The following is a 26,631-nucleotide window of genomic DNA, read 5'->3' on the forward strand; positions in this document are numbered from 1 at the left end:
TAGAAACTAGGTTGGAGCAGAAAAAACACTTTGTCGTTTTCTTTCTTCTACCAGCTCGTGTCTTCTATTCCCTAGCTTCTTTTCACGACAGCTCCCACACCGCAAGGCTGCGGTCGTCGCTACACGAAACTAGCCTATTCTGCCTTCCCGGCCAAAACAACTTGTTTACGGAGGTGCCGTGGCCGGCATGCCGGGCCCGGTCGACTACCCGCAGCAACTCCCAAGTGCGCGCGTCCCAGAGCTTAATGCTCTTGTCCATGCTGCAGGTAGCCAGCACGGCCTCGTCGGGCGAGAAAGCCAGGTGGTTGATGGTAAACATGTGAGCTACAATACTGCGGTGCTCTTGGTAGCCCGCCGCCACGTCCCAAATGCGCAGGTGCGCGTCGCGGCCCGCCGTAAGCAGGTAGCGCCCGTCTGGCGAGTAAGCGGCCGTAAATACGGAGTTGGTGGCACCCTTGATGACGTGCTTACTCTGCAAGGAATCAACATCCAGCACCCGCACTAGCCAATCGGAGCCGCCCACGGCCAGCTCGCCCCGCTCCTCGTGCAGGGCCAGGCACCGCAGACTTTTCTCGGACAGGCGTACTAGAGTCTCAACTTTAAAGTCGGCGGCGCTGAGCACGGCCAGCGTCCCGTCGCCGAGGGCCACGTACAGGCGCTGCCGTTGCGGAGAATACGCCACATCGAAGATGGCCGCCGCGGGCAGAGCCGTAGCAAAAAGCAGCTTTTTCTCGCCCAGGTCAATGGCCTGCACACCCTGGAAGTTATGGCCCAGCACCAGCAAATTACGCGCCGGCAGGTGCAGCAGGGCATATACCGAGTTTTCCACCTTTGCCACCAGTTCGCCGTCGCGCTCCGGGGCCGCGCTGCTCCAGGCGGCCACCATGCCATCGGCCCCTGCCGAGTAGAATGTTTCCTGCCCAACGGTACCAGCCAGGGCGTACACACAGTCGCGGTGGCCAGTGAGGGTAGCGAGTTTCTGAACCTGAGGGCGGGAAGACAAGGAATAAGCGAGTAAGTGAACGAGCGCAAAGATACCTCCCGAACCATACCCGGAAGCAGTTTTGCTTAAGCGAGCAGTTTTACCCCGAAGGTGTACCTTCACTTCTTCACTCCTTCATCAGCTCCCCGCTTGCCCCTTCACTTCCTCTCCCCCATTTCCCAAACCTGCGTGCTGGGCCTCTGGCACCTCACGGAAACGGCCCCGGAGCTGTGGCCCTTGCTGCCCGCCCAAGCCCACTACCTCGCCCGCTTCCCCGATGGGCGCGATGAACTGCGGGCCCGGCAGTGGCTGGCGGGTCGGGCGCTGGCCCATCAGCTTCTGCAAGAGCTGAACGACACGCCCGCTACCCTACACAACGACCCGAACGGCCGCCCGTACTTTCCCGAACTGCCCGCGGCTGGCGTGTCCCTTTCCCATTCCGGTGAGTGGGTGGCAGCGCTTCTCTCTACCCGCGAGGCAGTTGGCATAGATATTGAGTTGGTACGGCCCAAAGCGCAACAGTTGGCCCGCCGGTTTCTATCGGGAACGGAGCAGGCCGATGCTGGCGATGATGCCGCGAAGTATTGTCTCTATTGGAGTGCCAAGGAGACGCTGTATAAGCTGCATAGCCGCCGGGGCCTGGTGTTCAAAGAGCAATTATTGCTCACCCCGTTTGAGCTGCGGGAGGCAGGTGTGTTGACGGGACACCTGCTGCTCGAAAACTCCCGCAGCCAACACCAAATTCACTACCTGCGCTCAATTCCCGGCTACGTTCTAACTTACGCCATTGGTGAAGTTGTGAGGTTGTGAAGGTGTGAAACAGCGGAGCCGCTGTTCACGAATTCCACTGGCCACAATTTCGCAAATCCACCTCTTCCCTTTTACCCATGTCCCTTCGCCGCCTTTCCATTCTTACCGCCGCTGCCCTGCTATTTTGTACCGTGGCCGTAGGGGTAGCCCGTGCGCAGGGTAGCCGCTCGGTAGCTGATTTTAGCCTTAAAAACAGTACAAACACCGAGGTAGCCCTGAAAAGCTACGCTGGCAGCAAGGCCGTGGTGGTGGTATTCGTGAACCCAACCTGCGCGTTTTCCAAGCTCTACCAGAGCCGGCTCAATTCCCTGAATGCAGAGTACAGCGCTAAAGGAGTGCAATTTCTCTTCGTGAATGCGCCCATTAACCTAGAAGCTAGCGCCGATACTGGCGACGCTGAAAAGCTTAAAATCAAGACCACCGGCGGCGCCGACCTGCCCTTACTCACCGACGAAGGCCAGAAAGTAAGCGCCCTACTGGGGGCCACCAAAACGCCCGAAGTTGTGCTGCTCCAGCCCGTTGGCGACGGATTTGCCGTGCGCTACAAGGGAGCCATCGACGACAATCCGCAGGTGGAAGGCTACGTGCGGGAACATTACCTGGCCCAGGCCCTCGACAACGTATTGGCTGGCCGCGCGGCCGGCGTACCCGACAAGCGAGCTGCCGGCTGTCTGATCAAGAAATTTTAAGCTGCTTGCTGTAAGCAGCGAGAATGAGGCTACCTCCTTGGCTTATAGAACCTGTCAGTAAAGCGTAGCGTAGCGTTTCATTTGAATTATGTTGAGTTACTACCCTACGTCAGCACGCGAAATGCCGCGGGGCGCTCTACACGCCCGTTTTAATTTTCTACTTAAGTTTTGACATTTACCAGAGAAAAGGCCGCTGATGTATACATCAGCGGCCTTTTCTCTGGTAAATGTATTACCCTTTTTACTCGTCCCCAGTTTCGGGGGAGCCGTCCGTATCGGCAGCTTCTGATTCGTTGGTGAGGATGGCGAGCAGTTGGGCTACCTCGGCGGCTTTGGAGGGCTCCTGGAGCTTCTCAAAGCTTAGCTGCAGGTTACGCAGGGCCCGGCGCACAATATCAATGTGGGAGCAGGGCTCAAAGAACATTTCGTTGGGCGTCAGGTTCAGCTGCCCGATGTAGTGCTCAATATCAGTGCGGGACAGGACCAGGCCTCGGTTGTAACAGTTGATATAGAACGGCTCCAGGGGGCTTTCGGGCCGGTAGGTGAGCACGAACAGGTTGGGCAGGTTCACGCCGAAGACGGGCAACTTCAACCGCTGGGCTACTAGCAGGTAAATCACGCAGAGCGTGAGCGGGTTGCCCCGCCGCGTTTCTAGTACCCGGTGCAGCATGGAGTTGGCCGGCGAATGAAAATTCTGGGTGTTGGCGGCAAACTTATGGGTGCGAAACAGGACGTGGTTAAGCGTCTGAACCTGGTCGGCGGGGTGCATTTCGGGCTGCAACAGGGTCCAGACTTCAAAGCGCAGCTGCTCAATGGCCCGGTTCAGCACCTGGAAATCGGCGTCGGGATATTGGTAGGAGTTCAGCAGCCACATGCCTTCCAGCAGGTTTTCGCCCCCGGAGTCGCGCCACACGCGCAGGCGCTGCTGAAGGCCCTCAAACTGCAAGTGGTGAATCAGGTCTTCGAGGCGCTGCTGCTGCTGAGTATCCAGGGTCTCCTCCCACGATTCCTCCAGAAACGGAATGATGCTTTCCCCCAGCGTCTGAATTTTCTCCTGAATCTGCGGGGCGATTTCCGGATCGTCGAGCAGGGAGATGAGGGCTTTGATTTCTTTATTGGTCATGTAACGAGCGAGTAGGCTAGCTCCGGGCAGCCTGAGAAAGGGGAAAGAGCAAAGAAAAGCAACGGAGGTGGTTTATCTGTCGTCGGTTGCCGGTAACTAACATAGCTAAAGGTCTAGATTGTTCAACGTGCCGTTGCATTCCCTGTTAAGCGGCACGAGAGGGGTAGCGCTTCTTATAGCATACGTTTGAAACGTGCTTTCAAGCGGTCATTCCGAACGTAGTCGGGAATCTAGGTTACGTAGCGAGCAGTTGGCCCAGGTTCCTAACCACGTTCGGAATCACAACTATGCTTTTTTAGCTTTTTGGACCGTTGCTTGGGCTAACAGTCCATTTCACACTCACCAAAAAAAACGCTGCCTTGGGGTGCATCCCGGTTCTATGCGAAGCTAGTGTGAGGCGCTACCCCTGGTATAGCCGTCTTACTTACCGCAGCAGATTCGTTTTGGCTAGCTCCAGCACTTCATCGCCCCGGCCGCTCATAATGGCCTTTAGCGTGTAGAGACTGAAGCCCAGTATCTGCTCCTTTTGAATGGTAGGAGGCATGGACAGCTCCGCGCGCTTTACTACCGCATCCAGCACCACGGGGCCGGGATGGGCCAGCATTTCTGCAATGGCGCCGGGTAAGTCGGCGGGGTCTGCAACACGGATGCCACGCACGCCGGCCGCTTCGGCCAGGGCCGCGAAGTTGGGGTTCTCCAGCTCGGTGCCGTACTCCAGAATGCCGGCCGCTTTCATCTCCAGTTCCACAAACCCCAAGCTGTTGTTATTATAGATAACGACTTTAACCGGCGTCTTGAGTTGGCGGAGTGTCAGGAGCTCACCCATCAGCATGGCAAACCCTCCGTCGCCGGCCAGCGCAATTACCTGCCGACCCGGAAACGCCAACTGGGCACCCAGGGCCTGGGGCATGGCGTTGGCCATGCTGCCGTGGTTAAAGGAGCCCACCAACCGGCGCTGACCGTTCATGCGGAGGTAGCGGGCGGCCCAGATAGTGGGCGTCCCCACGTCGCAGGTGAAAATGGCGTTTTCGGCGGCCTGTTCATTGAGCAAGCGGGTTACGTACTGCGGGTGCATGCTGGTGTCGCCGGGCTCCCCCGTGGCCAGCTCATCCAGGTTGTCGCGCGTGTCGCGGTAGTTGGCCAGGGCTTTTTCCAGGTGGTGGCGGTCCTGCTTACGATTCAGCAAGGGCAGCAGGGCCCGGAGTGTAGCGGCCACGTCGCCGATTAGTCCTACCTCGACTCGGGTCCGGCGACCAATATGTTCACCGCGCACATCTACCTGCACGGTGCGGGCTTCCTGAGGCAAGAACTGAGCGTAGGGAAAATCGGTACCCAGCATGAGCATGGCGTCGGCCTCCATGAGCGCCTCGTAGCCGGAGGCAAAGCCCAGCAAGCCCGTAAGGCCCACGTCGTAGGGATTATTGGGCTCCACGTACTCCTTGCCGCGCAGGGCGTGCACCACCGGGGCGCCCAGGGCCTCGGCTACTTGCAGCAGCTCAGCATGGGCTTCGGCGCAGCCGGCCCCGGCCATAATCGTCACTTTGTCGCTGAGGTTCAGCAGGTCGGCCGCCGCCCGGATGTCGTCCATGGCTGGTACCAAGGTAGCCTTGCTGCGCAACACTGGTAGGCGCGGCTCGGGCGCTTCCGCTTTCTGGTGGCTGATGTCGCCGGGCACGACGATGACGGCTACCCCACGCTTGGTAAGCGCCGTTTGCACGGCAATTTCCGTGGTGCGCACCGTTTGGTCGGGGTGGCTGATTAGCTCACAGTAGTGGCTGCACTCCTTGAACGTGTTTTCCGGGTGGGTTTCCTGAAAATACTGGGTCCCGATTTCCACGCTCGGAATTTGGGCGGCCAGGGCCAGTACTGGCACGCGGCTGCGGTGGCAGTCGTAGAGGCCGTTAAGCAAGTGGGTGTTACCGGGGCCGCAGGAGCCCGCGCACACGGCTAGTGCGCCCGTTACGTGGGCTTCGGCCCCGGCCGCGAAGGCACCCGCCTCCTCGTTGCGCACGTGAATCCACTCAATGCCCTCCCGCTTGCGGATTTCCTCAGTGATGCCGTTAAGTGAGTCGCCTACCACGCCGTACACCCGCGTTACACCGGCAGCTTGCAGCGTGTCTACTATTATTTCCGAGACAGTTTTCTTCGCCATACTCTTCGGGGTTAAGTCCGAAGGCTATACGAAAGGGTGCCAGCAACGGCCGCTGTTATTTCTTCAACGACGGCGCTTTCTCTTGCAAATACCCAGCTATGGGCTACCTCCTCCCCTATCTACTTTTCTAAGGGAGCAACTTGGGTCGGAAACTTTCTACCGGTTGCTGCGGCTGAGCGCCCCCGCCATGGCCAACTCCCGCAGCGCCTCGGCGGCCTCGTATTCCAGGGCTTTAATGCGCACGGCCAGCAGCGCCTGGGCCGCGGGGCCGCTGCGTTGCAGCTCCAGCCGGGCTTCCTCCAGGCGCTGCTCCACCCACTGCTGCACCCGCTGACGGTCCGCCGAAGCGGGCAGGTTGACTGGCAAGCTGGGCAGCACCTGCAGGCGCTGGTAGTGCTGAGCGGCTTTTTCCTGCATCCGGGTCAGCTCGCGCCGTAACCGGGCGGCTTGCTGTTGACACTTCTTCTGATACGCTTCCAATGGCTCCCAATCGGCAAGCGGGGAAGTGAAGCCTTCTCCCGAGGAACCCAGCGCGGGGCTCTTTGCTGGCACCAAAGCAGGTAACAATTCCCGAGCAGTCAGCGGCAGCGCGCGTTGCCCCGTTTCCGTTAAGGCCACCAGCGCCCGCGAAACCCCTAACAGCTCCGACATCTCCAGTTGCGACAGGTCGTAGTGGGCGCGCAGTTGCGGTAACGAAGACTCGGGGGTTGGGCTAGCAGACATTCGGATCAGCGTAAGAAAGCGTTAGCCGAATACGTAACCAGGCTGCTAGCAGCTACACGCAGCAACCTAGTTTTGCTACTAGAGCTAAGCTTCAGCTAATCAAACCGAGCAATTGAGGTTCGGCCTTTTCACTGCAGCGCGAGGAATCTGGAAAGCCGGCACGCAGGCGCTAGCAGGCCAGAAATTCCAACAACACATTTATAATTAGCCGCTTACTTCACGTAGGCGCTTACGGGTACTAGCTTATACGCCGGGTCGTTGGCGAATATTTTGGGCAGTGTAGCCGCGTGGCGCTGGCCCATAATCAGCAGGATGCGCTTGCCTTTTTCGCGCAGCTGGGTGGTGACGATGTTGGAATATATCTTCAGGTCCCGCTCGTGGAAGATGGAAATGTATTCGGCCCCGATGTACTGCTTATTCACGTAGGCCGTGTCCACGTACTGGGCCGGCGGGTTGGTAAACTTACCATCCTTCACCCGCGCCGGATTCACGAACATCACCCGGTAGGTAAAATCCAGCACCGTTGGGTCATTTATGAACAGCAGGAACTCCTTCAGCGTGGCATTGCCTTCCTTGAACCGGGCTTCGGCTGCCTTGCCGATGCCGGAAAATTTGGCGGCGTCCGTCTGGTAGAGCTCAAAGTTCTCCCCGCTCGTCAGAATGCGGTTAGACACCGCCTCATAGTAATCAGCCGAGTGAATTCGGTTATGATTCAGCGTTTTACCCAATTGGTAGCCAAACTGAAACCGCTCGGCCCGACCGTACGGAATATCCTTCAGCTCCACCTTGCCGGTTTTGTAGAGGGTATAGAGGCTATCGACGCTATACTGCTCCTCAGGAGTGGTTTCAATCATGATGACGTCCGGATTGAATTTCGCCAGCTGCTTATTCAGCTGGGCCACCTCCTGCTGCCGCTGCTCACTGAACAGATCGGCTTTGGGAAAACCCTTGTAAAATCCCTCCTGCCCGAAATGCGAGGAGCCCAGAATCATAAGTTGCGTTTGCTCTTTGGGCTTGTCGTTGGCAATGGCTTTCACCACGGCTTTGTAGTCTTGCGCGTAGCTACTGGTAGCAGCCGCGAGGGCCAGAAGCGTGGTCAGCAGGCTCTTTCTCATGGGCAATAAGCTGGATGGGAGTAGATTCAGAAAGGAAATAGAGAAAAGGGTAACGCAAGAATAGATAAGCGCAAGGGCAAGCGGAAATAGCTTCAACCCCTAACCACAACGCACGACGACCAGCCTTTACGCCTGGGGCGCGGAGTTCAGGTACTCATCAGTGAAGTGGGCTTTGTGCGGGGGCTGGGCGAACTTAGCAGCATTGTAGGCCTCCGATGTGCCCCGCGGAATAGAGAGAGACTGCCAAGCCGCGCCCCGCACCATTTTGCCGATAAACACGATTTGCCCAATGTGGTAGGGGTAGTGAGCCAGCTGCCGGTTAATAGCCTCCGTGAGGCTGTGCGCCTGGTTGCGGATGTACACGGGTTGGTCCCAGGTGGCGGGCGTCAGCGAATCCAGGGCGGCGTACAGGCATTGCCAGCCCTCCTGCCACTTAGCCAGCAGCTCAGCCCGGCTCTTTAGGTCATTGTCGAACTCGGCCTCCCGCTGCCGCCACTCCTTTTCGCCATCGGTGGTGAGGAAATCCGTCCAGCGCGACACCATGTTGCCCCACAGGTGCTTCACAATGGTGGCAATGCTGTTGCTTTCCGGGTTCACCTGCCAGAACAGCGCCTCGTCGGGCAGCTGGGCGAAAGTCTGCTCCCCGAGCAGCTGGTAGTAAGCAAACTGTTTCCGGACGCTGGTCAGGTAATCGGCAGTCATGGCGCGGGTGGTGAGCAAGCTAAGGCGCCGGAATATAGCAGCTTCCTGTTACTTACGGGGCTCCTTCCCTACCCCAGCAGCCCGGCCAAGCCTTTCACGTTCAGGCGGGCAAACTTGCGCACCCGCTCGAACCGGGCAACCGTGGCCGTCAGCTCCTCATCTTCGGGCTGCCGGGTCGGAACATGGGTGTGGAGCAGCTCAAAAGCGGCGGCAGCAATATCCATGTAGCCCAGCAGCAGCAGGTACAGCTGCTTTTTCTCGTCCTCGGTATAGGCTTTGGTCCGGATGGCTTTTACTAGCGTGTCGAGCTGGGCGGTTTCGTCGGTGTATAGGTCGCGCAGGGTTAAGCGCGCGGCGTGGTAGGTAGCCAGCTGCTCCTCACTGGCGGCCGCTGGGGAAAATGGAAACGAGTTCGTAAAAGAAGTAGCAGCTAGAAAGCCTTTTTCTGCGCCGTACACGGCAGTTAGGTGCTTTTGCAGGCTAACCCAGAGGCCCGTGCGGGCTTTGTCGAAAGCAGAAGGAGTCGGTTCAGTCACGCGGGGCAGGAGGTCAGAATGAGGGGGCAAAGGTACGGGGCCTGCCGGATCTGAAACGAGAACGGCCCGCCACTTATATAAAGCTGGCGGGCCGTTGTAGGTCAAAATATGCGCTAGGCGGCAACCTGCGTAGCAGGTGGCACTACATCCGGCGCCACTTCTACCACTTGTGCATTGCGCACAATCACCACGGGGGTCTGCTTGTAGCGTTTGAAAGCCAGCATATTTTCGTAAGCTGCTTCTAGTGCGGTCTGAAGTTGCTCGTCAGTATAAGATGTTGTGCTTGGCTTGTTCATAAATAGTCGCTGCTTACAGATTGCCAAATTACTGATTCCTCTACAGCTGTAGAGTTGGTTGTGCCTTGCGCTATACGACGAGGTTTGCCAGCCGAGTTGTCAATAAAAAACCACTTATCAACGGCTGGTCTGTAGATGGAGAAGAAGTACCGTAACCCCAACTCATACCGCCGCCGAATAATATCTTCTGGGATGTTGTGGCCGCCTTCTTGCACCCGAATCCGGACCCGCTGCACGGCCGCTCCCGGCGTACTAAGCCAGAAAAAGAACAGATGTACGGTGTAGCCTTGCGCTTGGGCCTTTTTGATAAATGATAGGTAGTGCCGCGTAGCCAGCGTGGTTTCCAGCGCAAAAGTCTCGCTCGACGCTAAGAGTTCTTCCAACCGCATGAGCATCAGCCGCCCGGCTTGTACACTCACTGTTTCAGGCTGAAACGGAGAGAGGCCCCGAGCAATTTCATCCGCATTCACAAACTCCCGGCACCCTAGCAAATTTGGCAACAGGGTGTAGGCAGCGGTGGTTTTGCCCGCGCCGTTGCAGCCAGCTAGGAGGTAGAGGGTTTTCATAATTGCTACTAATAGGACTTCAACATATCGTCAGGGCTTTGCACGATTCTGCCGTTGGGGAATGCTTCTAAGAATTGACGCCCCAAGCTCTCATCCCGGAACTTCACCAGTGTAAAAGAGCTATCAAAGGCTACTATTTCGATTTCAGAAGCCACTAACTGAAAGCCCTCTGGCTCAGTCCATAGCTCTCGGTTGCCGTCAGCATAAGGAACTTCATTAGGTGCCAAATCTGAAACTTTGCCTGAAATGCCACAGAAAACGCCCCACACTACCTGTATGCCTTTATCAACAAACGTGTCGTATAGCATCTTGCCAGACACGACAGTATAAGAATAGTAGTACTCCATCTGCTTTTCCCAGTCGATAACCGCTGGCACAACCCCCTGAAGATGCAAGCATTGCAGATTGGAAATAACCCAACTCAACTCCTCAACCTGTTGGCGAATTGAGGGCAATAATCTACCCAAGTCCGTTTGCCACCGAAATTGAAGTGGATCTTCCAGCAGAATGGTCATCACACCTGAATGACGCCCACGTTGTATGCCTTTTCAATGGGCGCGTGGTTGGCCATGCTGATGCCTTGGGAAATGACTTTGCGGGTTTCCAATGGGTCGATGATGGCGTCGACCCAGAGGCGGGCGGCGGCGTAGTAGGGCGAGAGCTGCTCGTCGTAGCGGGCTTTGATTTTATCGAACATCTCCTTCTTGGCCTCGTCAGTAAGCTTGTCGCCTTTGGCTTCGGCAGCGGCTACCTGAATCTGCAGGAGGGTGTTAGCGGCGGCGGCCCCGCTCATGACGGCCAACTGAGCGGTGGGCCAGGCCACAATCAGGCGGGGGTCGTAGGCTTTGCCGCACATGGCGTAGTTGCCGGCCCCGTAGGAGTTGCCTACAATCACGGAGAACTTGGGCACCACGGAGTTAGCCATGGCATTTACCATCTTGGCTCCATCCTTAATAATGCCGCCGTGCTCCGACTGGCTACCCACCATAAAGCCCGACACATCATGCAGGAACACCAACGGGATGCGCTTCTGGTTGCAATTCATGATGAAGCGCGCGGCTTTGTCGGCGGAGTCGGAATAGATAACGCCACCCATCTGCATGGCGCCTTTCTTGGTCTTCACGATTTTGCGCTGGTTGGCCACGATGCCCACAGCCCAGCCATCAATGCGGGCCAGCCCGCAAATCAGCGTCTGGCCGTAGAGGTCCTTGTAGGGCTCAAACTCCGAGTCATCCACGAGGCGACGGATGATGTCCATCATGTCGTAGGGCTTGGCGCGGTCGGCGGGCAGCAAACCCAGGATTTCGCGGGGGTCTTCTTTGGGTAGGGCGGGCGCTTTGCGCGAGAAGCCCGCCGTAGCCTGGCCGCCAAGCTTATCGAAGATGTTGCGAATGTGCTCCAGGCACTCCTCATCGGTCTGGAACTTGTAGTCCGTAACGCCCGAAATTTCGGAGTGGGTAGTAGCGCCACCCAGCGTTTCGTTGTCAATACTCTCGCCAATGGCTGACTTCACGAGGTAGGACCCAGCCAGGAACACCGAGCCGGTACCGTCTACAATCATGACCTCATCACTCATAATAGGCAGGTAGGCTCCGCCGGCCACGCAAGGACCCATAATGGCGGCCAACTGCACAATGCCCATGGAGCTCATCACGGCGTTGTTGCGGAAGATGCGGCCGAAGTGCTCCTTATCGGGGAAGATTTCGTCCTGCATGGGCAGGTACACGCCCGCCGAGTCAACGAGGTAAATGATGGGCAGCTTGTTTTCGATGCTGATTTCCTGGGCCCGCAGGTTTTTCTTAGCCGTAATCGGAAACCAAGCGCCGGCCTTCACGGTGGCGTCGTTGGCCACTACCACACACTGACGGCCTTGTACCCAGCCGATAACCACTACTACTCCGCCGCCGGGGCAGCCACCTTCTTCCTGGTACATGCCCTCCCCGGCAAATGCCCCAATTTCGACCGTTTCCGAATCTTTGTCCAGGAGGTAGCTGATTCGCTCCCGGGCCGTGAGCTTGCCCTTGGATTTATGGGCGGCAATGCGCTTCTCACCGCCCCCGAGGGCCACGCGCTGCAGGCGCTGCTGCAATTGAAACGTAAGCTGCTTACTACTGTCTTCGTTCTTGTTGAATTCGAGGTTCATGGGTGGGAATGGGTGGGGTAGCGGTTCATCCTGTCATCCTGAGTTCTGCCAAGGGCCTAGCGCCGGGTGCACAAGTGGCTCCAGCGGGTAGGCCGCTTGCCTGGGCTCAGGATAATAGACGATTACTGGTGGGTGGAGGCAACAAAAAAATCCGCCCCTCGCGGGGCGGATTCAAAGGTAAGAGGATTGCCGTTTGTGGCAGGCACCTATTTAACGGTCGTTTTAGATTCGGTTTCGGTGACGGTGCCGTTGGGCTTCACGGTGGTGGTTTCAACCTCCTTTTTGGTTTTATCCTTCCCCCCACCGAACACCGAGAAGTGCACGTAGCGCTTGGGGTTGGCTTGCAAGTCCTTAATCAAGTTATTGGAGCTGGCGGCCGTGGCATTGAGGTTGTTGTAGAGCAGCGTATCGCTGATCAGCTTGCCAAGGGAGCCCTTCTGGTCGGTGAGGGAACGGTTCAGGGTAGTCATCGTGCCCTGGGCCTCCGTCATGGTGGCGTTGAGCTTGCGCATGGCCGGCCCCACTGGCGCGTTCTTCAGCGAATCGCTGAGGGTAGAGAAGTTGGCCGCAATCCGGTCGAACTTGGCGCTGGTCTTATTCAGCTCCCCGGTCAGGCGGGCCATGTTGGTGGTAATCTGGTTGATGTTGCGCTGGTTCATCAGCAGCAGATTTTTCAGGGCCTCAGTGCTACCCTGGGCGTTCTGCAGGGTCGCCTGCAGGCTCACCTTAGCATCCTTGTTCAGAAAGCCGTTCACCTTAATCAGGGTCGAATCGACGGTGCCCAGCACGGGTAGGGCCTTGGCCTGAAAGGCGTCGGTGATGCTGGCCACGGTGTAGGACTTTAGCTCCTCGCCGCCGTCATAGACCTTGCTGTTCTTGCCCAGAAAAAGCGTGATGGTTTTTGAGCCCAGCAACGAGCCGCTCAGGCTGGCTACGGTGGAGTCGCCGACCGTGACGCCCTTCTGCAGTTCCACGGCCACTTTCACCCGGTTGCCTTCTTCCGGCACCAGAGTCATTTCCTTGACTTGGCCCACCTTAATGCCGTTCAGAATGACGGGGTTGCCTACGTTCAGGCCGTCCACGTTGTCATACTTGGCGTAGAAGGTACGGTCCGTCGACAGGATATTGCTGCCCTTTAAAAAGTTGAAGCCCACAACTAGCAAGGCGACAGCAACGATGCCCAACAGGGCTACTTTTATTTCTTTCGACACGGGGTCAGCAGTTGGTTAAAGGGAGTCGGAAGCAAATTATCCGGTTACACAGGCTCCGGACAGGTTATTCCCCGGTGTTAGCTTCCAGCTCATTTTTGTAGTCGCGGAAGGCGCGGTAAATACCCGAGGCCATATACGACTGATTGGTCTTATCGTTCAAGTACAATTCTTCTTGGCGGTTAGTTAGGAAGCCGGACTCAATCAGCACGGCAGGCATGGTGGATTTCCACAGCACCAGGAAGCCCGCTTGCTTTACCCCGCGGGAGGGCCGGTTCACGGTGGTGCGGAACTGCCGGTCAACCTTCTGGGCAAACCGGATGCTGTTCACCATGTGGGCGCTCTGGTAGAGGGAAAACAGGATGTGGCTCTGGGGTGAGGTAGGGTCGAAGCCGTTGTAGCGCTCCTGGTAGTTTTCTTCCTGCAGAATTACCGCATTTTCGCGCTTGGCCACCGAGAGGTTGGCGTCGGTTTTGTGCGGCCCCATGGTCCAGACTTCCGTGCCGTTGGCCGCCGGGGCGCTAGCATTGCAGTGGACGGAAATAAAAAGGTCGGCGTTGTTTTTATTGGCGATGCCGGCGCGGTCGGCTAGCTCCACAAATACGTCCGTCTTGCGGGTGTAGACCACCTTCACGTCGGGCATGTTTTCCTCGATCTGCCGTCCCAGAGCCAGAATAATTTTCAGGGCTACATCTGCTTCCCGGGCCTTCACGCCGGCGCAGCCCCGGTCTTTGCCGCCGTGGCCGGCATCGAGCACAACGGTGCGCAGCCGATACCGATACGGGGGCTGCCCGCTCCCGGCCGGAGCCTGCGGGGGGGAAGAAGAAGTAGGGCCGGCGAGAAATAACAGGGCCACCGTGCCCAGAGCGACAATATTCCGCACGGAGTTCGTTAGTTGGGGCAGCGACCAGCTACCTTTGCAAACCGCCACAAAATAAACGATAAAAACTACGTGGCCCCACTCGTGCCTGTGTACAATTCTATAGAGAGTGCACTTTCGCCGCTATTGCGGCTGCCGCTGCTATTTACGCTACTGTTCAGCCTAGGCCTACTACGCCCGGGGCAGGCTCAGCAGCGCCCCCGCACGAGCAGCGTGCTGGAGGACGTACGGCCGGCGCCCCAGATTCTGAACGCCCCCAAACCTGGCGCCCCCGTGCGCACCGACACGACTCGGCTGGTGAGCGGCACGCCTGATTCGCTGAACGTAGCTGCGGGCGGCCGCAAGGGAGCCGTGGAAACTACCGTCAAGTACAAGGCCCAGGACTCCATTCGGTTTGAGGTGCAAAACAAGCGCGCCATTCTCTACGACAAGGCCGACGTGGACTACGGCGACATGAACCTGAAGGCCGCCCTGATTACGGTAGACTACAGCCGCAACTTGGTAACGGCGGAGGGCCGGGCCGATTCCACGGGCAAGGTGCGCGACCGGCCCTTATTTAAGCAGGGTTCCCAGAACTACCAGGCTGGCCGTATCGACTACAACCTCAAAAGCAAGCGCGGCCGCATCACGGATGTGGTAACCCAGCAGGGCGAAGGCTTTGTGCATGCCGAAACCATTAAAAAGAACGACCGGAACGAGCTGTTCGGGGTGCGTGGGCGCTACACTACCTGCAACCTCGAAAACCCGCACTTTTTCATCAATGCTTCCAAAATGAAGGTGATTCCCGGCGAGAAAGTCGTGACGGGGCCTTTCAACCTAGTTATCGGGGATATTCCTACCCCCTTGGGCTTTCTGTTCGGGTACTTTCCTACCCCCAAAAGCAACAAGCGGGCTTCGGGCTTCATCATTCCCACATTCGGGCAGGCTGCCGACCGGGGCTTCTTCCTGCGCAATGGCGGCTACTATTGGGCGGCCAACGAACACATTGGGGTGCGCCTAACCGGCGACCTTTACTCCGGCAACGGCGACCGGCTTGGGGGCTGGCGCGGCACGGCCGAGGTGCAGTACATCACGCGCTACCGCTACAACGGACTGTTCAATTTCAATTACAGCTCCCAGCCTACCGAGCGCCTGTTGGGTACTACCGATGCTAATACCAACCCGAATTATAACATTCCGCGCTCCTCGCGCAACTTCGCGCTGGCCTGGAACCATACCCCGGTAGCACGTCCGGGCGGTGGTCGGTTCTCGGCCAACGTGAACATCAGCAGCAACAACTATTACCGGCAGAACTCTTACAACCAGCGCCTCTACCTCACGCCGGCCTTCCAGTCTAACATCACGTATTCCAAGCAGCTGCGCAACCTACCCATCAACTACAACGTCAACCTCGGCCAAAACCAGAACACCCAGTCGGGCACCATGGACTTTACCTTACCCGACGTGACCGTGGGCTTGGCCCGGCAGTACGTGTATGAGCTCCTGGGTCTGGAGTCGCGGGGCCGGATCTTTGAGCAGCTGGCTTTTTCTTATGACCTGCGTTACCAGAATCAGCTATCCAACGCCCTGCCGGCCCGCGTAATTAATAGCGGCGCCATTCCCCTGATTGGCGGCTCCACTCAAGTTTCCACGCTACCGGTTCGCTTCAGCAACCTCGATAAGCTGCTGCGCAACTCCCAAACCGGCATGCAGCACAACTTCAGTATTACCTTGGGTAGCTACACCCTGCTGAAGCATTTCAATCTGAACCCAACGGTTACTTACGGCGAAAACTGGTACTTCAAGAAACTCAACTACGAGTACATTCCCGAAGCCCGCGCGGTGCAGATTGATACCCTACGGCAGTTCAACCGCCTTTATAGCTACACGTTCGGCGCCAACCTGGGCACATCTTTCTACGGTACCTTCGTACGCAAAGGCACGCACAAAATCCAGGCGCTGCGGCATAAAGTGACCCCAAACCTCACCTTTAACTATTCCCCGGCCCCCAGTCGGGACAATCCTGCTTTCCAGGGCGTGCGGCTGGACGGTCTGCGGGACCCCTTGACCGGGCTACTATACTCCGAAGGTCAGGTGTACAGAGACAACCGGGGCTTTTTGCTCCCGCGCTACAGCAACTCGGTGTACGACCCACCTACAACCACCGAGGTGCGCCGCTTAAGCTTTTTCCTACAGAACTCAGTGGAAATGAAAGTGCGCAACTCTGAGGATACGACGGGTACTACCCCATTCAAAAAGGTAAGCCTCATTGATGGCCTTGATTTTAACATAGGCTATGATTTCGTCAAAGAATCGTTCCAACTGGACCCGTTGAACGTCACGTTCCATACGCAGGTAGCACGTAAGCTGGGCGTAACCATTAACGGTAACTTCGATTTCTATCAGCGGGATTCCTTGAGCCGCCCAATCGACAAATTCTTGTGGCAGCAGAAGAGCTTCCGGCTAGCGCGCTTGGCTACTGCCAACGCCTCCCTGAGCTACCAGTTCAACCCGGCTCAGGGCAACCGCAAGTCCACAATTCGCCGCGACGTAGCCCCCGTGAACGATCCGTCGTTGGGCTCCCCTACCCGCATTGACCCGTACGAGGATTACGTGGACTTTTCGATTCCGTGGGATTTGAACACCTCCTTCACCTTGTCGTACGCCGATCAGGGGCCACTCCCCGCGCGCGACAACCGCATCCGGCGCAGCGCCTACACGGCGGCCTCACTGAACCTAAATGGCTCAGTAAAGCTCACCGAAACCCTGCGCTTCGGCTTCAGCACCAACTACGACTTCGTTAATAAGACGCCAGCCTTTACCAACCTGGACATTACCAAGGACCTGCACTGCTGGCAGATTACCGGCAACTGGCGGCCGTTTGGACCCACACGCGGCTATTTTGTAACCATTGCCGCCAAGTCTTCCCTGCTTCAGGATCTGAAACTGAGCCGCAACAAAACCTTCCTGAACTACTAGCGGCCTTCAGTGGAGTAGGCTTGCTGTCAGGATCGGAGCCAATGGATGAGCAAGGGAGCGGAGGATCATGCCCACGGATTAAAAGAAATTAGTCACTTTTGCTCCCGTCTTTTCCGTTTTCCACTCCTTTACAGCACCCTAGCATGTCTCAGCACAAAGAAGTCAAACTCGTGACCACGCACCAGTTGCTGGCCATGAAGCAGCGCGGTGAGAAAATATCCATGCTCACGGCCTACGACTTCTCCATGGCCCAAATTCTGGACGGGGCGGGCGTGGACGTGCTCCTCGTAGGTGACTCGGCCTCTAACGTGATGGCCGGCCACGAAACGACCCTCCCCATCACTCTGGACCAGATGATTTACCATGCCCAGAGCGTGGTGCGGGCCGTAAAGCGGGCGTTTGTGGTGGTGGACATGCCTTTTGGCTCCTACCAGGGCAATTCTTCGGAGGCTCTGCGTTCGGCTATCCGCATCATGAAAGAGTCGGGGGGGCACGGCATCAAGCTGGAAGGCGGCGCTGAAATCAAGGACAGCATTACCCGTATCCTGACGGCGGGCATCCCGGTGATGGGGCACCTCGGCCTTACTCCCCAAAGTATTTATAAATTTGGCACCTACACGGTGCGGGCCAAAGAGGAAGCCGAGGCACAGAAGCTAATTGAAGACGCCCTGCTGCTAGAAGAAATTGGCTGTTTTGCCCTCGTGCTGGAAAAAATACCTTCCAGCTTGGCTAAGCAGGTAGCCGAGAAACTTACTATTCCGGTTATCGGTATCGGCGCCGGCCCCGATGTAGATGGGCAGGTACTGGTGGTGCACGACATGCTGGGCATTACCAAGGAGTTTAAGCCCCGCTTCCTGCGCCGTTACGCTGACCTAGGCAACCTAATGCACGACGCCGTGCAGCGCTACATTCAAGACGTAAAATCACGCGACTTCCCGAGCCAGGACGAAGCGTATTAAGTTTGCTGAGGAATGAAGAATGAGAGATGAAGAAGGTACCTCGGTCAAGATGTGCTTGCTTCTTCCTCACTTATTTGCTCACTCCTCGTTCTTCATTCCTCATTAGTTACCAGTGAATCGTCCGAATCTGTGGTCGGAGCGGAAGGAAATTCTGTTCGAAGACAACCATCTGCTCATTATTAATAAGCCCGCCGGTCTGCTCGTGCAGGGCGATGCTACCGGCGACGAGCCGCTTTCTGCCAAAGCCGAAGAATATCTGCGCTTTAAGTATAAAAAGCCCGGAGCGGCCTTCGTGGGCGTAGCTCACCGCCTCGACCGGCCCGTGAGCGGGGTGGTGGCCCTAGCCAAAACCAGCAAGGCCCTGAGTCGGCTGAACGAAATGTTCCGTGACAATAAGGTGCACAAGACCTATTGGGCCCTGACCGGCAAATGCCCCGAGCCGACGACCGGCCACCTCACGCACTGGCTGGTAAAAGACCCCATTCGCAATACCACCAAGGCCTACACCGAGCGCCACGGCCAGGGCCTGAAATCAGATCTGGACTACCAGGTGCTGGGGCAGGCGGGTTCGCGCTGGCTGGTACAGGTCAACCCCATTACCGGCCGGCCCCACCAGATTCGGGTGCAGCTCAGCTCCGGCCTGGGCACGCCTATCGTTGGCGACGTCAAATACGGCTTCCTAGCTCCCCTGCCCGACGTGAGCATTGCCCTGCACGCCCGGCAGCTAGAGCTTCAGCATCCCGTTACTAAGGAAGAAATGTGCTTCAAGGCTCCCCTACCCGACGTTGCACACTGGGAAGCCGCCGAAGCCTACTACTAGGTTTTTGCATTCCGCTGCCTGGGCCCGAAGCTTTAGCTAGCTAGACCTGAATAACATTATGGCCTTTTAGCCAGGGCAATTGCACCTGGGACAGGTGTGGCCGTAGTTTTGCGAAACAGTGGCTGAACTAAAGCCTGGCTTTTGCGCTTAGCGCGTTGAGGCTTCGGCCGCTACCGGTTTCGACCTCTAACTTTTTGCCCCTATGGCGATACTCTTCTTTTTCGTAGCGCACTACTACCTGTCGCTCTTTACGCAGACGTTCTACCTGCACCGGTACGCGGCCCACAAGATGTTCACGATGAACAAGTTTTGGGAGCGGTTCTTCTTCCTGTTCACCTATATCTGCCAGGGCTCTTCGTTCCTTTCGCCCCGGGCGTACGCGCTGTTGCACCGCATGCACCACGCCTACTCTGATACCGAGCTGGACCCCCACTCCCCGCTGTACTCGTCTAACGCTTTCACGATGATGTGGAAGACGAAGAACATCTACAACGCCGTGCTCAACCGCAACTACGCCGCCGCGGAGCGCTTCGAGGGCGACTACCCTGAGTGGGACGCCATTGAGAAACTAGGCGACAAGTGGTACTCCCGCATCGGCTGGGGCGCCCTGTACGTGCTGTTTTACGTGCAGTTTGCTACGGCGTGGTGGCAGTTTCTGCTGCTACCCCTGCACTTCCTGATGGGCCCGATTCACGGCGCTATTGTGAACTGGGGCGGCCACAAATACGGCTACCAGAACTTTGATAACCACGACCACTCTAAAAACACGCTGCCCTTCGACTTCCTAGCCTTCGGCGAGCTGTTTCAGAACAACCACCACAAGCTGCCCATGCGCGTCAATTTCGGCGTGAAGAAGTGGGAGCTGGACCCTACCTACATGTTTATCTGGAGCCTGGATAAAATTGGGGTGGTGAAAGTGAAACGTAAGTGGCAGGAGCCCGTGAACATGGCAGCTTAGCCAATTGGTGAAAGGTGAAATGGTAAGTTTCCCTTTCGCCTGTGTAAAAATCAGCCCCTTGTGCATCGGCATGAGGGGCTGGTTTTGTTTCGTAGGCTTCTGGCTTGCGGTAATTGATTGGCTTTTTCTGCGCGGCTCATAACTCGTTTTACAATTTCACCTTTCACAACTCCACCTTTTGCCTTACCTTTGCACCTCATTTTCAACCAGACGCACGGGATGCGTCGCTTAACCAAACCGGTTTATGGCAGTTAAAATCCGCCTCGCCCGTCGTGGCCGCAAAAAGGCCGCTCAGTTCGACATCGTTGTTGCCGACTCCCGCTCGCCCCGCGACGGCCGCTTCATCGAGAAAATCGGTACCTACAACCCCCAGACTAACCCCGCTACCATCAACTTCGATGGTGATAAGGCGTTCGACTGGATTATGAAGGGTGCCCAGCCCACGGATACCGTGCGTGCTATGCTTTCTTACCGTGGCGTGCTCTACCGCAAGCACCTGCAGCTCGGCGTCATCAAAGGCGCCATCTCGCAGGACGTTGCTGACCAGCGCTTCACCGAGTGGAAAGAGCAGAAAGATGCTAAAATCGAAGGCAAGCGCACCAGCCTGGGCACTGCCAAGGAAGAAGCTCGTCAGCAGCGTCTGGCCGCGGAAACCAAGGTAAATGCAGCTCGTGCTGAAGCCCAGCGCGCGAAGCAAGCCGCTCTGGAGGCTGCCAACGCCCCGGCTGCTCCGGCAGCCGAAGGCGAAACGACCGATGCTGAAGCTTCGGCCGACACCACTGAGGAAGCTGGCGCCTAGTCTTAGGCTCACGTAAGAAGGTGATGAGGTACTAAAGGGGTGCTAGTGGTTTAACTACGCTACCCTTTTCTACCTCATCACCTTTGCGTGTTTTCCCTCCTCATCTTCCCTGCCATGACTCTCGACGACTGCTACGAGCTGGGTTCGGTGGTAAAGCCCCACGGCCTCAAAGGGTTTGTGGTAGCCGCCTTCGACGTAGATAACCTCGACGATTACCGCAAGCTGAAATCTGTGCTGGTGGAGTTGCCCACCGCTCCGGGTAAGCTCACGGACTACGCCGTGGAAAAGCTCCAGCCGCAGAGCGACGCGCGGGCCTTGCTCAAGTTCAAGGGTATCGACCGCATCGAAGATGCCGAGCCGCTCCGCAATGCCAAGCTCTGGCGCCCTCTAACGGAACTGCCAAATCTAGCCGAAGATCAGTTCTACTTTCATGATGTAGTTGGCTACCTAGTAGTTGATGAGCAACTGGGAGAGCTGGGTACGGTAGAAACCTTCTACGAACTGCCGCAGCAAGACGTACTGTCGATGCGCTATAAGGGAGTTGAGGTTCTGATTCCGGTAGTGGATGAACTGGTTAAGCAGGCCGATCAAGCGGCGCGTAAGCTGTTTGTGAACCTGCCGGAGGGTTTGCTCGACGTGTATCTGACGCCCGCCTCCCGGGAGCGGGACGAGCCCGATGAATTCGTAGAACCGTAGCTCGTTCTTTTTCCATGCGTATTGACATTGTCACGTGCCAGCCGGATTTGCTGGTCAGCCCCTTTGCTCACTCCATCGTGAAGCGCGCACAGGACAAAGGCTTGGCCGAAATTCATTTGCACGACCTGCGCCGCTACGCCATCAACAAGCATGGTCAGATCGACGACTACGTGTTTGGGGGCGGGGCTGGCATGGTACTGCGCGTGGAGCCAATTGCGGCCTGTTTCGATGAGCTATTGGCGCAACGTTCCTACGAGGCCGTTATCTACATGACGCCTGACGGGGATACGTTGCGGCAGCCACTGGTAAACCGACTGTCCTTGGCGGGCAACTTGCTCATTCTTTGCGGCCACTACAAGGGCGTAGACGAGCGAATCCGCCAGGCCTACATCACCCACGAAATCAGCGTTGGTGACTACGTACTGAGCGGAGGCGAGCTAGGCGCAGCTATTCTGGTCGATGCCGTGGTTCGGCTGCTGCCCGGAGTACTCGGCAACGAGGAATCTGCCCTGAGCGACTCGTTTCAGGATAACCTACTGGCGCCGCCTGTATACACTCGGCCAGCTGAATGGCGGGGCTTATCGGTGCCAGAAATTTTGCTTTCGGGTAACACCCCGAAAATTGATATCTGGCGCCATGAGCAAGCTCTGATCCGCACCCAACAGCGGCGGCCAGATTTATTGCAAGAGTGAGCTTGCGAAGCTGTGAAGAGCGAATCTGTTGCGCTGCACCCGTAAGTAGCGCAAGCAGAACGACAAACTCACAATTTCACCAACTCACAATTTCACAATTTCAAAATAGAGGGCTATATTTGCGCCTCTTTACCAGAAACCCCTCGGACGGCGCGGCCGTCCTTTACAGTTTTTCCAGCCATGAGCGTACTACTCGATTTTATCCAGCAGGAATCCCAGGAGCGCCGCGCCAGCTTCCCCCAATTTGCCGCCGGTGACACCATCAACGTCCACGTGAAAATTCGCGAGGGCAACAAGGAGCGTGTTCAGCAGTTCCAGGGCGTTGTTATCCAGCGCAAGAATACCAATTCGAACGGCGAAACCTTCACGGTTCGTAAGATTTCGAACCAGATCGGCACTGAGCGTATCTTCCCCCTCCTGTCGCCCAACATCGACAAGATTGAGGTAGTGCGTCGCGGTAAAGTGCGTCGTGCTCGTCTGTTCTACCTGCGTGGCCTGTCGGGCAAAGCTGCTCGTATCAAAGAAAAGCGTGCTACCGTAGCTAAGGCTACTGCGTAAGCTTCACCGCTTTCCTGCTTATAAAAACAGCCGGCTCTCCTTGCGGAGGGCCGGCTGTTTCGTTTATGGCTTTTTACTGCAGCGCAGCAACCTAGTTGCCTAGGAATTCTGCTGCAGATCCTGCTCGGGGCTGGATTGGCCACCGCGCATTTGCTTAGCAGCGGCGCTGAGCGCCTCGCCCAAGTTGGCTACCCGCTGGGCCGTATTTGGGTTTTCAGCAAATACAGCCGCTTTAGACGTGTTGGTACCCAAGCGGCTCAAAAGCTGACCTACCAGGTCTTTATCAATAGTGCCGCCGCCAAAGTGAGCTTTTAGCGCCTGCATATCCACCACAATCTGGTGCAGCTCGGGGTTGTTTACGTCCTTTAGGTCCTCGATCCAGCGTTGGAAATGGTTATCGAGGCCCGACTTGGTAGCTTCTTCCTGCAGGTCGCCGGTTAGAATGCCAACGGCGCCGTCGAGGTGGTTTTGGTGCTGGGTATCGTCCTTGGGAATCTTGTGGAAAGACATAGTGTGAATGGTTAGGCTGCCGCCAGCAGCGGCACAGTTGGGAATATTCGTGCAAACGCGGCTGTGTGGCAAAGGTTGTGGCCCATGTTCCGGTCCGAAGGGCTACTTTCGCCTTCCCATGCCACCACCCAATCCCCTTTCCTCGTACCGCATGAAAAGATGTATAAGCCTATGTGGCCTAGCTATTCTACCCCTTTTAAGCCACGCCCAGCAGGCCACTACTACCTGGCAGCAGCAAGCTAACTACTCCATTGATGTTACCCTAGACGACCAGCAGCACACGCTCAGCGGCCGGGAGGAACTGGTATACACCAACAACTCCCCGGATGCGCTGCCCTACATCTGGTTTCACCTCTGGCCCAACGCCTACCGCGACAATAACACGGCTTTTGCCCGCCAGCAGCTCCGCAACGGCAGCCGCAAGTTTCAATTTGCCAAACCTGAGCAACGTGGCTTTATTGACGGCTTGGCTTTTCAAGTGAACGGCCAGCCGGCCACGCTGCAGTACGATGCCGCCAACCCCGACATGGCTAAGCTGGTTTTACCCCAGCCGCTTGCTCCGGGGGCCAGCATCACCATTACCACGCCGTTCCGGGTTAAGATTCCGAATTCCTTTTCCCGCTTTGGCCACGTCGACCAGAGCTACCAGATAACGCAGTGGTACCCCAAGCCCGCTGTGTACGACCGTAAAGGCTGGCACCAGATGCCCTACCTCGACCAGGGCGAGTTCTACTCGGAGTTTGGCTCCTTTGATGTGCGCATTACCCTGCCGGCCAACTACGTGGTAGGCGCCACGGGCGTGCTGCAAAACCCCGATGAGCAGCAGCGCCTCGATCAGCTGGCAGCTACCACGGCCGCTAAGAAAACCCAAAAAGATTTCGGCGACGACCTCAAGTTTCCGGCTTCCTCCTCCGATACCAAAACCCTGCGCTACGTGCAGGACCGGGTGCACGACTTCGCCTGGTTTGCCGATAAGCGCTTTAACGTGCTCAAAAGCGGCGTTACGCTCCCCTCCGGTCGGCAGGTCACTTCCTGGGTTCTGTTCACCAACAAGGACGCCGAAAAGTGGATTAAAGGCCTCACGGATGTAAACAAGGCCCTTACCTCCTACTCCGAGTGGGTAGGCGAATACCCCTACGCCTCCGCTACCGCCGTGGACGGGGCCCTGAGTGCCGGTTCCGGCATGGAATACCCCATGGTAACGGTAACCCAACCTTCGGCCATTGTGCACGAGGTAGGCCACAACTGGTTTTATGGCATTTTGGCTTCCAATGAGCGGGACTTCCCCTGGCTGGACGAGGGCGTCAACTCCTACGTGGAAAACCGCGTGGCCGAGCGCGAAAATCCTACGGCCGGGCAGCTGGAGTTTCTGGTGAAGTCGTCGCGCCTGGCCCGCACGCTAGGCGTTGACGGTTTGCCGGCCGCAGCCCTGAATCAGGTGCCTTTTCAGGCCGTGGCCTCGCGGGGCCTCGATCAGCCAGTAAGCGGTATTTCTTCCGCCGAGTACGGCAAGCTGAACTACGGGCTGATTGTGTACGGCAAAACGGCCGCTCTGCTGCGCTACCTGGCCGGGTACCTGGGCCAGGAGAAGTTCGACGCGGCCATGCACGCTTACTACCAGCGCTGGCAGTTTCGGCACCCCTACCCCGAGGACATGCAGGCGGTATTCGAAGAAACCAGCGGCCAGAAGCTGGATTGGTTTTTCCGCGACATGCTCACGACCCAAAACCGCTACGAAGCTGCCGTATCTGACCTGCTAGTGCAGAATGAGACGGTGAAAGTGCTGGTGCGCAATGATTCGCCCGCGCCCTTTGCCGTGCCCGTTGCTACCCTCGATGCCCAAGGCAACGTGCTGGAAACCCAGTGGACGCCCGCGTTCGGCGGTACTGAGGACGATGAACAGGATGAAACGCAGCTAAACTTCCGCCGGGCCGGCGTGGTCAGCGTGGTGGTCGACCCTGGCTACCTCACGCCCCAGCTCAACCGTCGCGACGACCGAATGAACCTCAGCGGCTCACTGCGGACCTGGGAGCCCTTGCGCCTGAAGCCGCTAGCCAGCATAGAGCGTTGGGACCGGCATACCATCAACTGGCTACCCGTAATCGGAGCTAATACGTCCGACAAGTTCATGCTGGGGGCTGCCTTTTATAACAACGCCCTGGCGCCCAAGCGGCTCAACTACCTGGCCATGCCCATGTACAGCTTTAACCGCAACGAGCTGAACGGTATTGGTACGCTGAACTTGAATGTGCTACCCCGCACGGTAGCCCGCCAGCTGCTCACCGGCATCCAGGTACAGCGTTTTGAGCGCTACCGCAAAATAGAACCCAGCGTTACGCTGCTCCTACCCCACTCGGCCTTCAACCAGCCCCAGCATTTACTGCGCTTTGCCAATACCACCGTGCGCAACCAGAACCTGGGCCAGACCAGCAGCTTCCAGACCTTGGAGTACCGGGTGCAGCACAAAAATGCCCTGCAGAGCTGGGGCGCGCACGTTGAATTCAACTACATGACACCCGATGTAGAGGTAGACAACACCGACCGGGAAGCTGCCCTGCTGCGGGCCACGGCAACGTACAGCCGTTACTATAACGCCAAGAAACAGATTCGGGCCCGCTTGTTTGGGGGCAGATTCCTGAAATCTGGAGCCGAAAGTCCCTTTGTCATTGGCTTAAGCGGTAGCCCCGATTACCGCCGCCAGACGGCCTTCCTGGACCGGCAGCAGATTTCTGATACGTACACGGCCCAGCGTCATCAAACCGACGATCGGGACGGCGCGTTCAAGGCCTACCTGCCCGTCGGCAGCCGACGGTGGCTCAGCACCCTGGGCGTGGAAGCCGACTTGCCCGTAACTTCCCTGGCCGTTTTTGCCGATCTGGGCGCAACCAAGGAGTTCCAGACCGTAGGCCCCGGCTTGGAGGCCCAACGCCTGTACTACGACGCGGGCCTGGTAGTACCCATTGCCAAGAACATCCTGCGGCTTTACTTACCTGTCGCTGGCTCGCAGTACGCGAACGGCCTGCCCGACAGTCGCAAGGATTTTACCGACCGAATTCGCTTTGTGCTGCACCTAGAGGAGTTGAACCCCTTCCGGGTTTTAAATGAGCAATTAGCGCAGTAGCAACTTTATCCCTGGATGAAATTCATGCGTTTGCGTTGGTATCTACTGCTGGCCGAAATCGGCGCGGCTTCGTTGGCGGGCTGCCAAACGGATTACGCCGATTTGCCTACCTTTTCGGCCGAGCGCAAGCTCTTGCAGGTGGTAGTGGAAATGCCCGCTGGCACCAGCCGCGAGCAGCGCTACAACGCCCAAACGCATGAATTTCAACCCTTGGAGCAGGCTGGCACTGACCAGCTAATAGAATTTCTGCCGGTGCCGGGCAACCTGGGCTTTATTCCGGGTACCAACGTCAGCGCGCCCGGCCGTCCTCAGGAAACGGACGGGCCCGTGCCGGCGCTGGTGTTAGCCGAAGGGCAGCCCGCGGGCACCGTGCTGGAGGTAGTACCCGTGGCCCTGCTGCTGCTCGATGTGAACGGGGCCCTGCAGCCGCTGGTCGTGGCGGTTCCGGCGCGACCGGCCCAGCGCATCCTGCCGGATGTCACGGATTGGGCTACCCTGAACCGCCGCTACCCAGGCGTGCGCCAGTCGCTGAGCCTGTGGTTCCAGCACCGCGGCCGCCCCGGCGAAACCCGCATTGCTGGCTGGAAAGACGAGAAGGCAGCGGAACAATACATTCGTCGCTGGCTGCAGTAACT

Annotated in this window: 25 protein-coding genes; 12 read left to right on the forward strand and 13 right to left on the reverse strand. The window is 57.5% G+C overall.

The features are described 5' to 3' along the window. Positions 1–82: 82 nt before the first annotated feature. Entirely contained in the window at positions 83–1,003 is a 921-nt protein-coding gene (locus MWH26_RS13425) for a WD40 repeat domain-containing protein (protein ID WP_247974691.1), read from the reverse strand. A gap of 129 nt (positions 1,004–1,132) precedes the next feature. Between MWH26_RS13425 and MWH26_RS13430 the strand changes: the two genes are divergently transcribed. Together MWH26_RS13430 and MWH26_RS13435 are read left to right on the forward strand one after the other, a co-directional pair. Continuing rightward, complete coding sequence (locus MWH26_RS13430; protein WP_247974692.1) at positions 1,133–1,792, forward strand: 4'-phosphopantetheinyl transferase family protein; 660 nt, start codon at positions 1,133–1,135, stop codon at positions 1,790–1,792. Positions 1,793–1,869: 77 nt separating this feature from the next. Then, positions 1,870–2,481: a redoxin domain-containing protein gene (locus tag MWH26_RS13435; protein WP_244697118.1), complete on the forward strand. Its 612-nt coding sequence runs from the start codon at positions 1,870–1,872 to the stop codon at positions 2,479–2,481. A 241-nt stretch (positions 2,482–2,722) separates the two neighbouring features. On the opposite strand, the gene MWH26_RS13440 is transcribed toward MWH26_RS13435, so the two are convergent. The 11 genes from MWH26_RS13440 to MWH26_RS13490 form a co-directional block, all read right to left on the reverse strand. After that, on the reverse strand, positions 2,723–3,604 hold the full coding sequence (locus tag MWH26_RS13440; protein WP_247974693.1) for a transglutaminase-like domain-containing protein: 882 nt from the start codon (positions 3,602–3,604) through the stop codon (positions 2,723–2,725). Between the two features lie 424 nt (positions 3,605–4,028). Further along, the gene (poxB, locus tag MWH26_RS13445; protein WP_247974694.1) at positions 4,029–5,756 is read right to left on the reverse strand and encodes a ubiquinone-dependent pyruvate dehydrogenase; all 1,728 of its coding nucleotides are present in this window, start codon (positions 5,754–5,756) and stop codon (positions 4,029–4,031) included. Between the two features lie 156 nt (positions 5,757–5,912). Continuing rightward, positions 5,913–6,479 carry a helix-turn-helix domain-containing protein gene (locus MWH26_RS13450; RefSeq protein WP_247974695.1) on the reverse strand — a complete coding sequence of 189 codons (567 nt, stop codon included), beginning with the start codon at positions 6,477–6,479 and terminating at the stop codon, positions 5,913–5,915. A gap of 212 nt (positions 6,480–6,691) precedes the next feature. Then, a complete protein-coding gene (locus tag MWH26_RS13455) occupies positions 6,692–7,594 on the reverse strand; it encodes a DUF5694 domain-containing protein (RefSeq protein ID WP_247974696.1) in 903 nt (300 codons plus the stop codon). 126 nt (positions 7,595–7,720) lie between these two features. Beyond that, entirely contained in the window at positions 7,721–8,296 is a 576-nt protein-coding gene (locus MWH26_RS13460) for a DUF1572 domain-containing protein (protein WP_247974697.1), read from the reverse strand. A gap of 68 nt (positions 8,297–8,364) precedes the next feature. Then, positions 8,365–8,832, reverse strand: a complete 468-nt coding sequence (locus tag MWH26_RS13465) for a hypothetical protein (protein WP_247974698.1) — start codon at positions 8,830–8,832, stop codon at positions 8,365–8,367. Positions 8,833–9,124: 292 nt separating this feature from the next. Next, positions 9,125–9,694, reverse strand: coding sequence for an ATPase (locus tag MWH26_RS13470; RefSeq protein WP_247974699.1), 570 nt, complete (start codon positions 9,692–9,694; stop codon positions 9,125–9,127). An 8-nt stretch (positions 9,695–9,702) separates the two neighbouring features. Further along, complete coding sequence (locus MWH26_RS13475) at positions 9,703–10,209, reverse strand: hypothetical protein (RefSeq protein ID WP_247974700.1); 507 nt, start codon at positions 10,207–10,209, stop codon at positions 9,703–9,705. Continuing rightward, entirely contained in the window at positions 10,209–11,837 is a 1,629-nt protein-coding gene (locus MWH26_RS13480; RefSeq protein WP_247974701.1) for an acyl-CoA carboxylase subunit beta, read from the reverse strand. Before MWH26_RS13480 ends, MWH26_RS13475 begins: the two co-directional genes overlap by 1 nt. A 206-nt stretch (positions 11,838–12,043) precedes the next feature. Then, on the reverse strand, positions 12,044–13,048 hold the full coding sequence (locus MWH26_RS13485; RefSeq protein ID WP_247974702.1) for an MlaD family protein: 1,005 nt from the start codon (positions 13,046–13,048) through the stop codon (positions 12,044–12,046). Between the two features lie 64 nt (positions 13,049–13,112). Next, a complete protein-coding gene (locus MWH26_RS13490; RefSeq protein WP_375374018.1) occupies positions 13,113–13,928 on the reverse strand; it encodes an N-acetylmuramoyl-L-alanine amidase family protein in 816 nt (271 codons plus the stop codon). Positions 13,929–14,015: 87 nt separating this feature from the next. On the opposite strand from MWH26_RS13490, the gene MWH26_RS13495 reads away from it, so the two are divergent. From MWH26_RS13495 to rplS, 8 genes are all read left to right on the forward strand, one after another. After that, positions 14,016–16,883: a putative LPS assembly protein LptD gene (locus MWH26_RS13495; protein WP_247974703.1), complete on the forward strand. Its 2,868-nt coding sequence runs from the start codon at positions 14,016–14,018 to the stop codon at positions 16,881–16,883. Between the two features lie 143 nt (positions 16,884–17,026). Next, positions 17,027–17,842, forward strand: coding sequence for a 3-methyl-2-oxobutanoate hydroxymethyltransferase (panB, locus tag MWH26_RS13500; protein WP_247974704.1), 816 nt, complete (start codon positions 17,027–17,029; stop codon positions 17,840–17,842). 112 nt (positions 17,843–17,954) lie between these two features. Next, positions 17,955–18,662, forward strand: a complete 708-nt coding sequence (locus MWH26_RS13505; protein ID WP_244697128.1) for an RluA family pseudouridine synthase — start codon at positions 17,955–17,957, stop codon at positions 18,660–18,662. Between the two features lie 202 nt (positions 18,663–18,864). Beyond that, positions 18,865–19,620 (forward strand): acyl-CoA desaturase, encoded by a 756-nt coding sequence (locus MWH26_RS13510; protein WP_244697129.1) that lies wholly within the window; start codon positions 18,865–18,867, stop codon positions 19,618–19,620. Positions 19,621–19,864: 244 nt separating this feature from the next. Next, positions 19,865–20,419, forward strand: coding sequence for a 30S ribosomal protein S16 (locus tag MWH26_RS13515; protein WP_244697130.1), 555 nt, complete (start codon positions 19,865–19,867; stop codon positions 20,417–20,419). Positions 20,420–20,533: 114 nt separating this feature from the next. Then, complete coding sequence (rimM, locus tag MWH26_RS13520) at positions 20,534–21,115, forward strand: ribosome maturation factor RimM (protein WP_247974705.1); 582 nt, start codon at positions 20,534–20,536, stop codon at positions 21,113–21,115. A 14-nt stretch (positions 21,116–21,129) separates the two neighbouring features. After that, complete coding sequence (trmD, locus tag MWH26_RS13525; protein WP_244697132.1) at positions 21,130–21,807, forward strand: tRNA (guanosine(37)-N1)-methyltransferase TrmD; 678 nt, start codon at positions 21,130–21,132, stop codon at positions 21,805–21,807. 180 nt (positions 21,808–21,987) lie between these two features. Beyond that, positions 21,988–22,365 (forward strand): 50S ribosomal protein L19, encoded by a 378-nt coding sequence (rplS, locus tag MWH26_RS13530; protein WP_247974706.1) that lies wholly within the window; start codon positions 21,988–21,990, stop codon positions 22,363–22,365. Positions 22,366–22,464: 99 nt separating this feature from the next. On the opposite strand, the gene MWH26_RS13535 is transcribed toward rplS, so the two are convergent. Beyond that, a complete protein-coding gene (locus MWH26_RS13535) occupies positions 22,465–22,875 on the reverse strand; it encodes a hypothetical protein (RefSeq protein ID WP_247974707.1) in 411 nt (136 codons plus the stop codon). A gap of 151 nt (positions 22,876–23,026) precedes the next feature. Between MWH26_RS13535 and MWH26_RS13540 the strand changes: the two genes are divergently transcribed. Both MWH26_RS13540 and MWH26_RS13545 read left to right on the forward strand, forming a co-directional pair. Then, entirely contained in the window at positions 23,027–25,996 is a 2,970-nt protein-coding gene (locus MWH26_RS13540) for a M1 family metallopeptidase (RefSeq protein WP_247974708.1), read from the forward strand. A gap of 15 nt (positions 25,997–26,011) precedes the next feature. After that, positions 26,012–26,629 carry an inorganic diphosphatase gene (locus tag MWH26_RS13545; protein WP_247974709.1) on the forward strand — a complete coding sequence of 206 codons (618 nt, stop codon included), beginning with the start codon at positions 26,012–26,014 and terminating at the stop codon, positions 26,627–26,629. Positions 26,630–26,631 lie beyond the last annotated feature (2 nt).

Source organism: Hymenobacter sublimis, assembly GCF_023101345.1.
Taxonomy (GTDB): domain Bacteria; phylum Bacteroidota; class Bacteroidia; order Cytophagales; family Hymenobacteraceae; genus Hymenobacter; species Hymenobacter sublimis.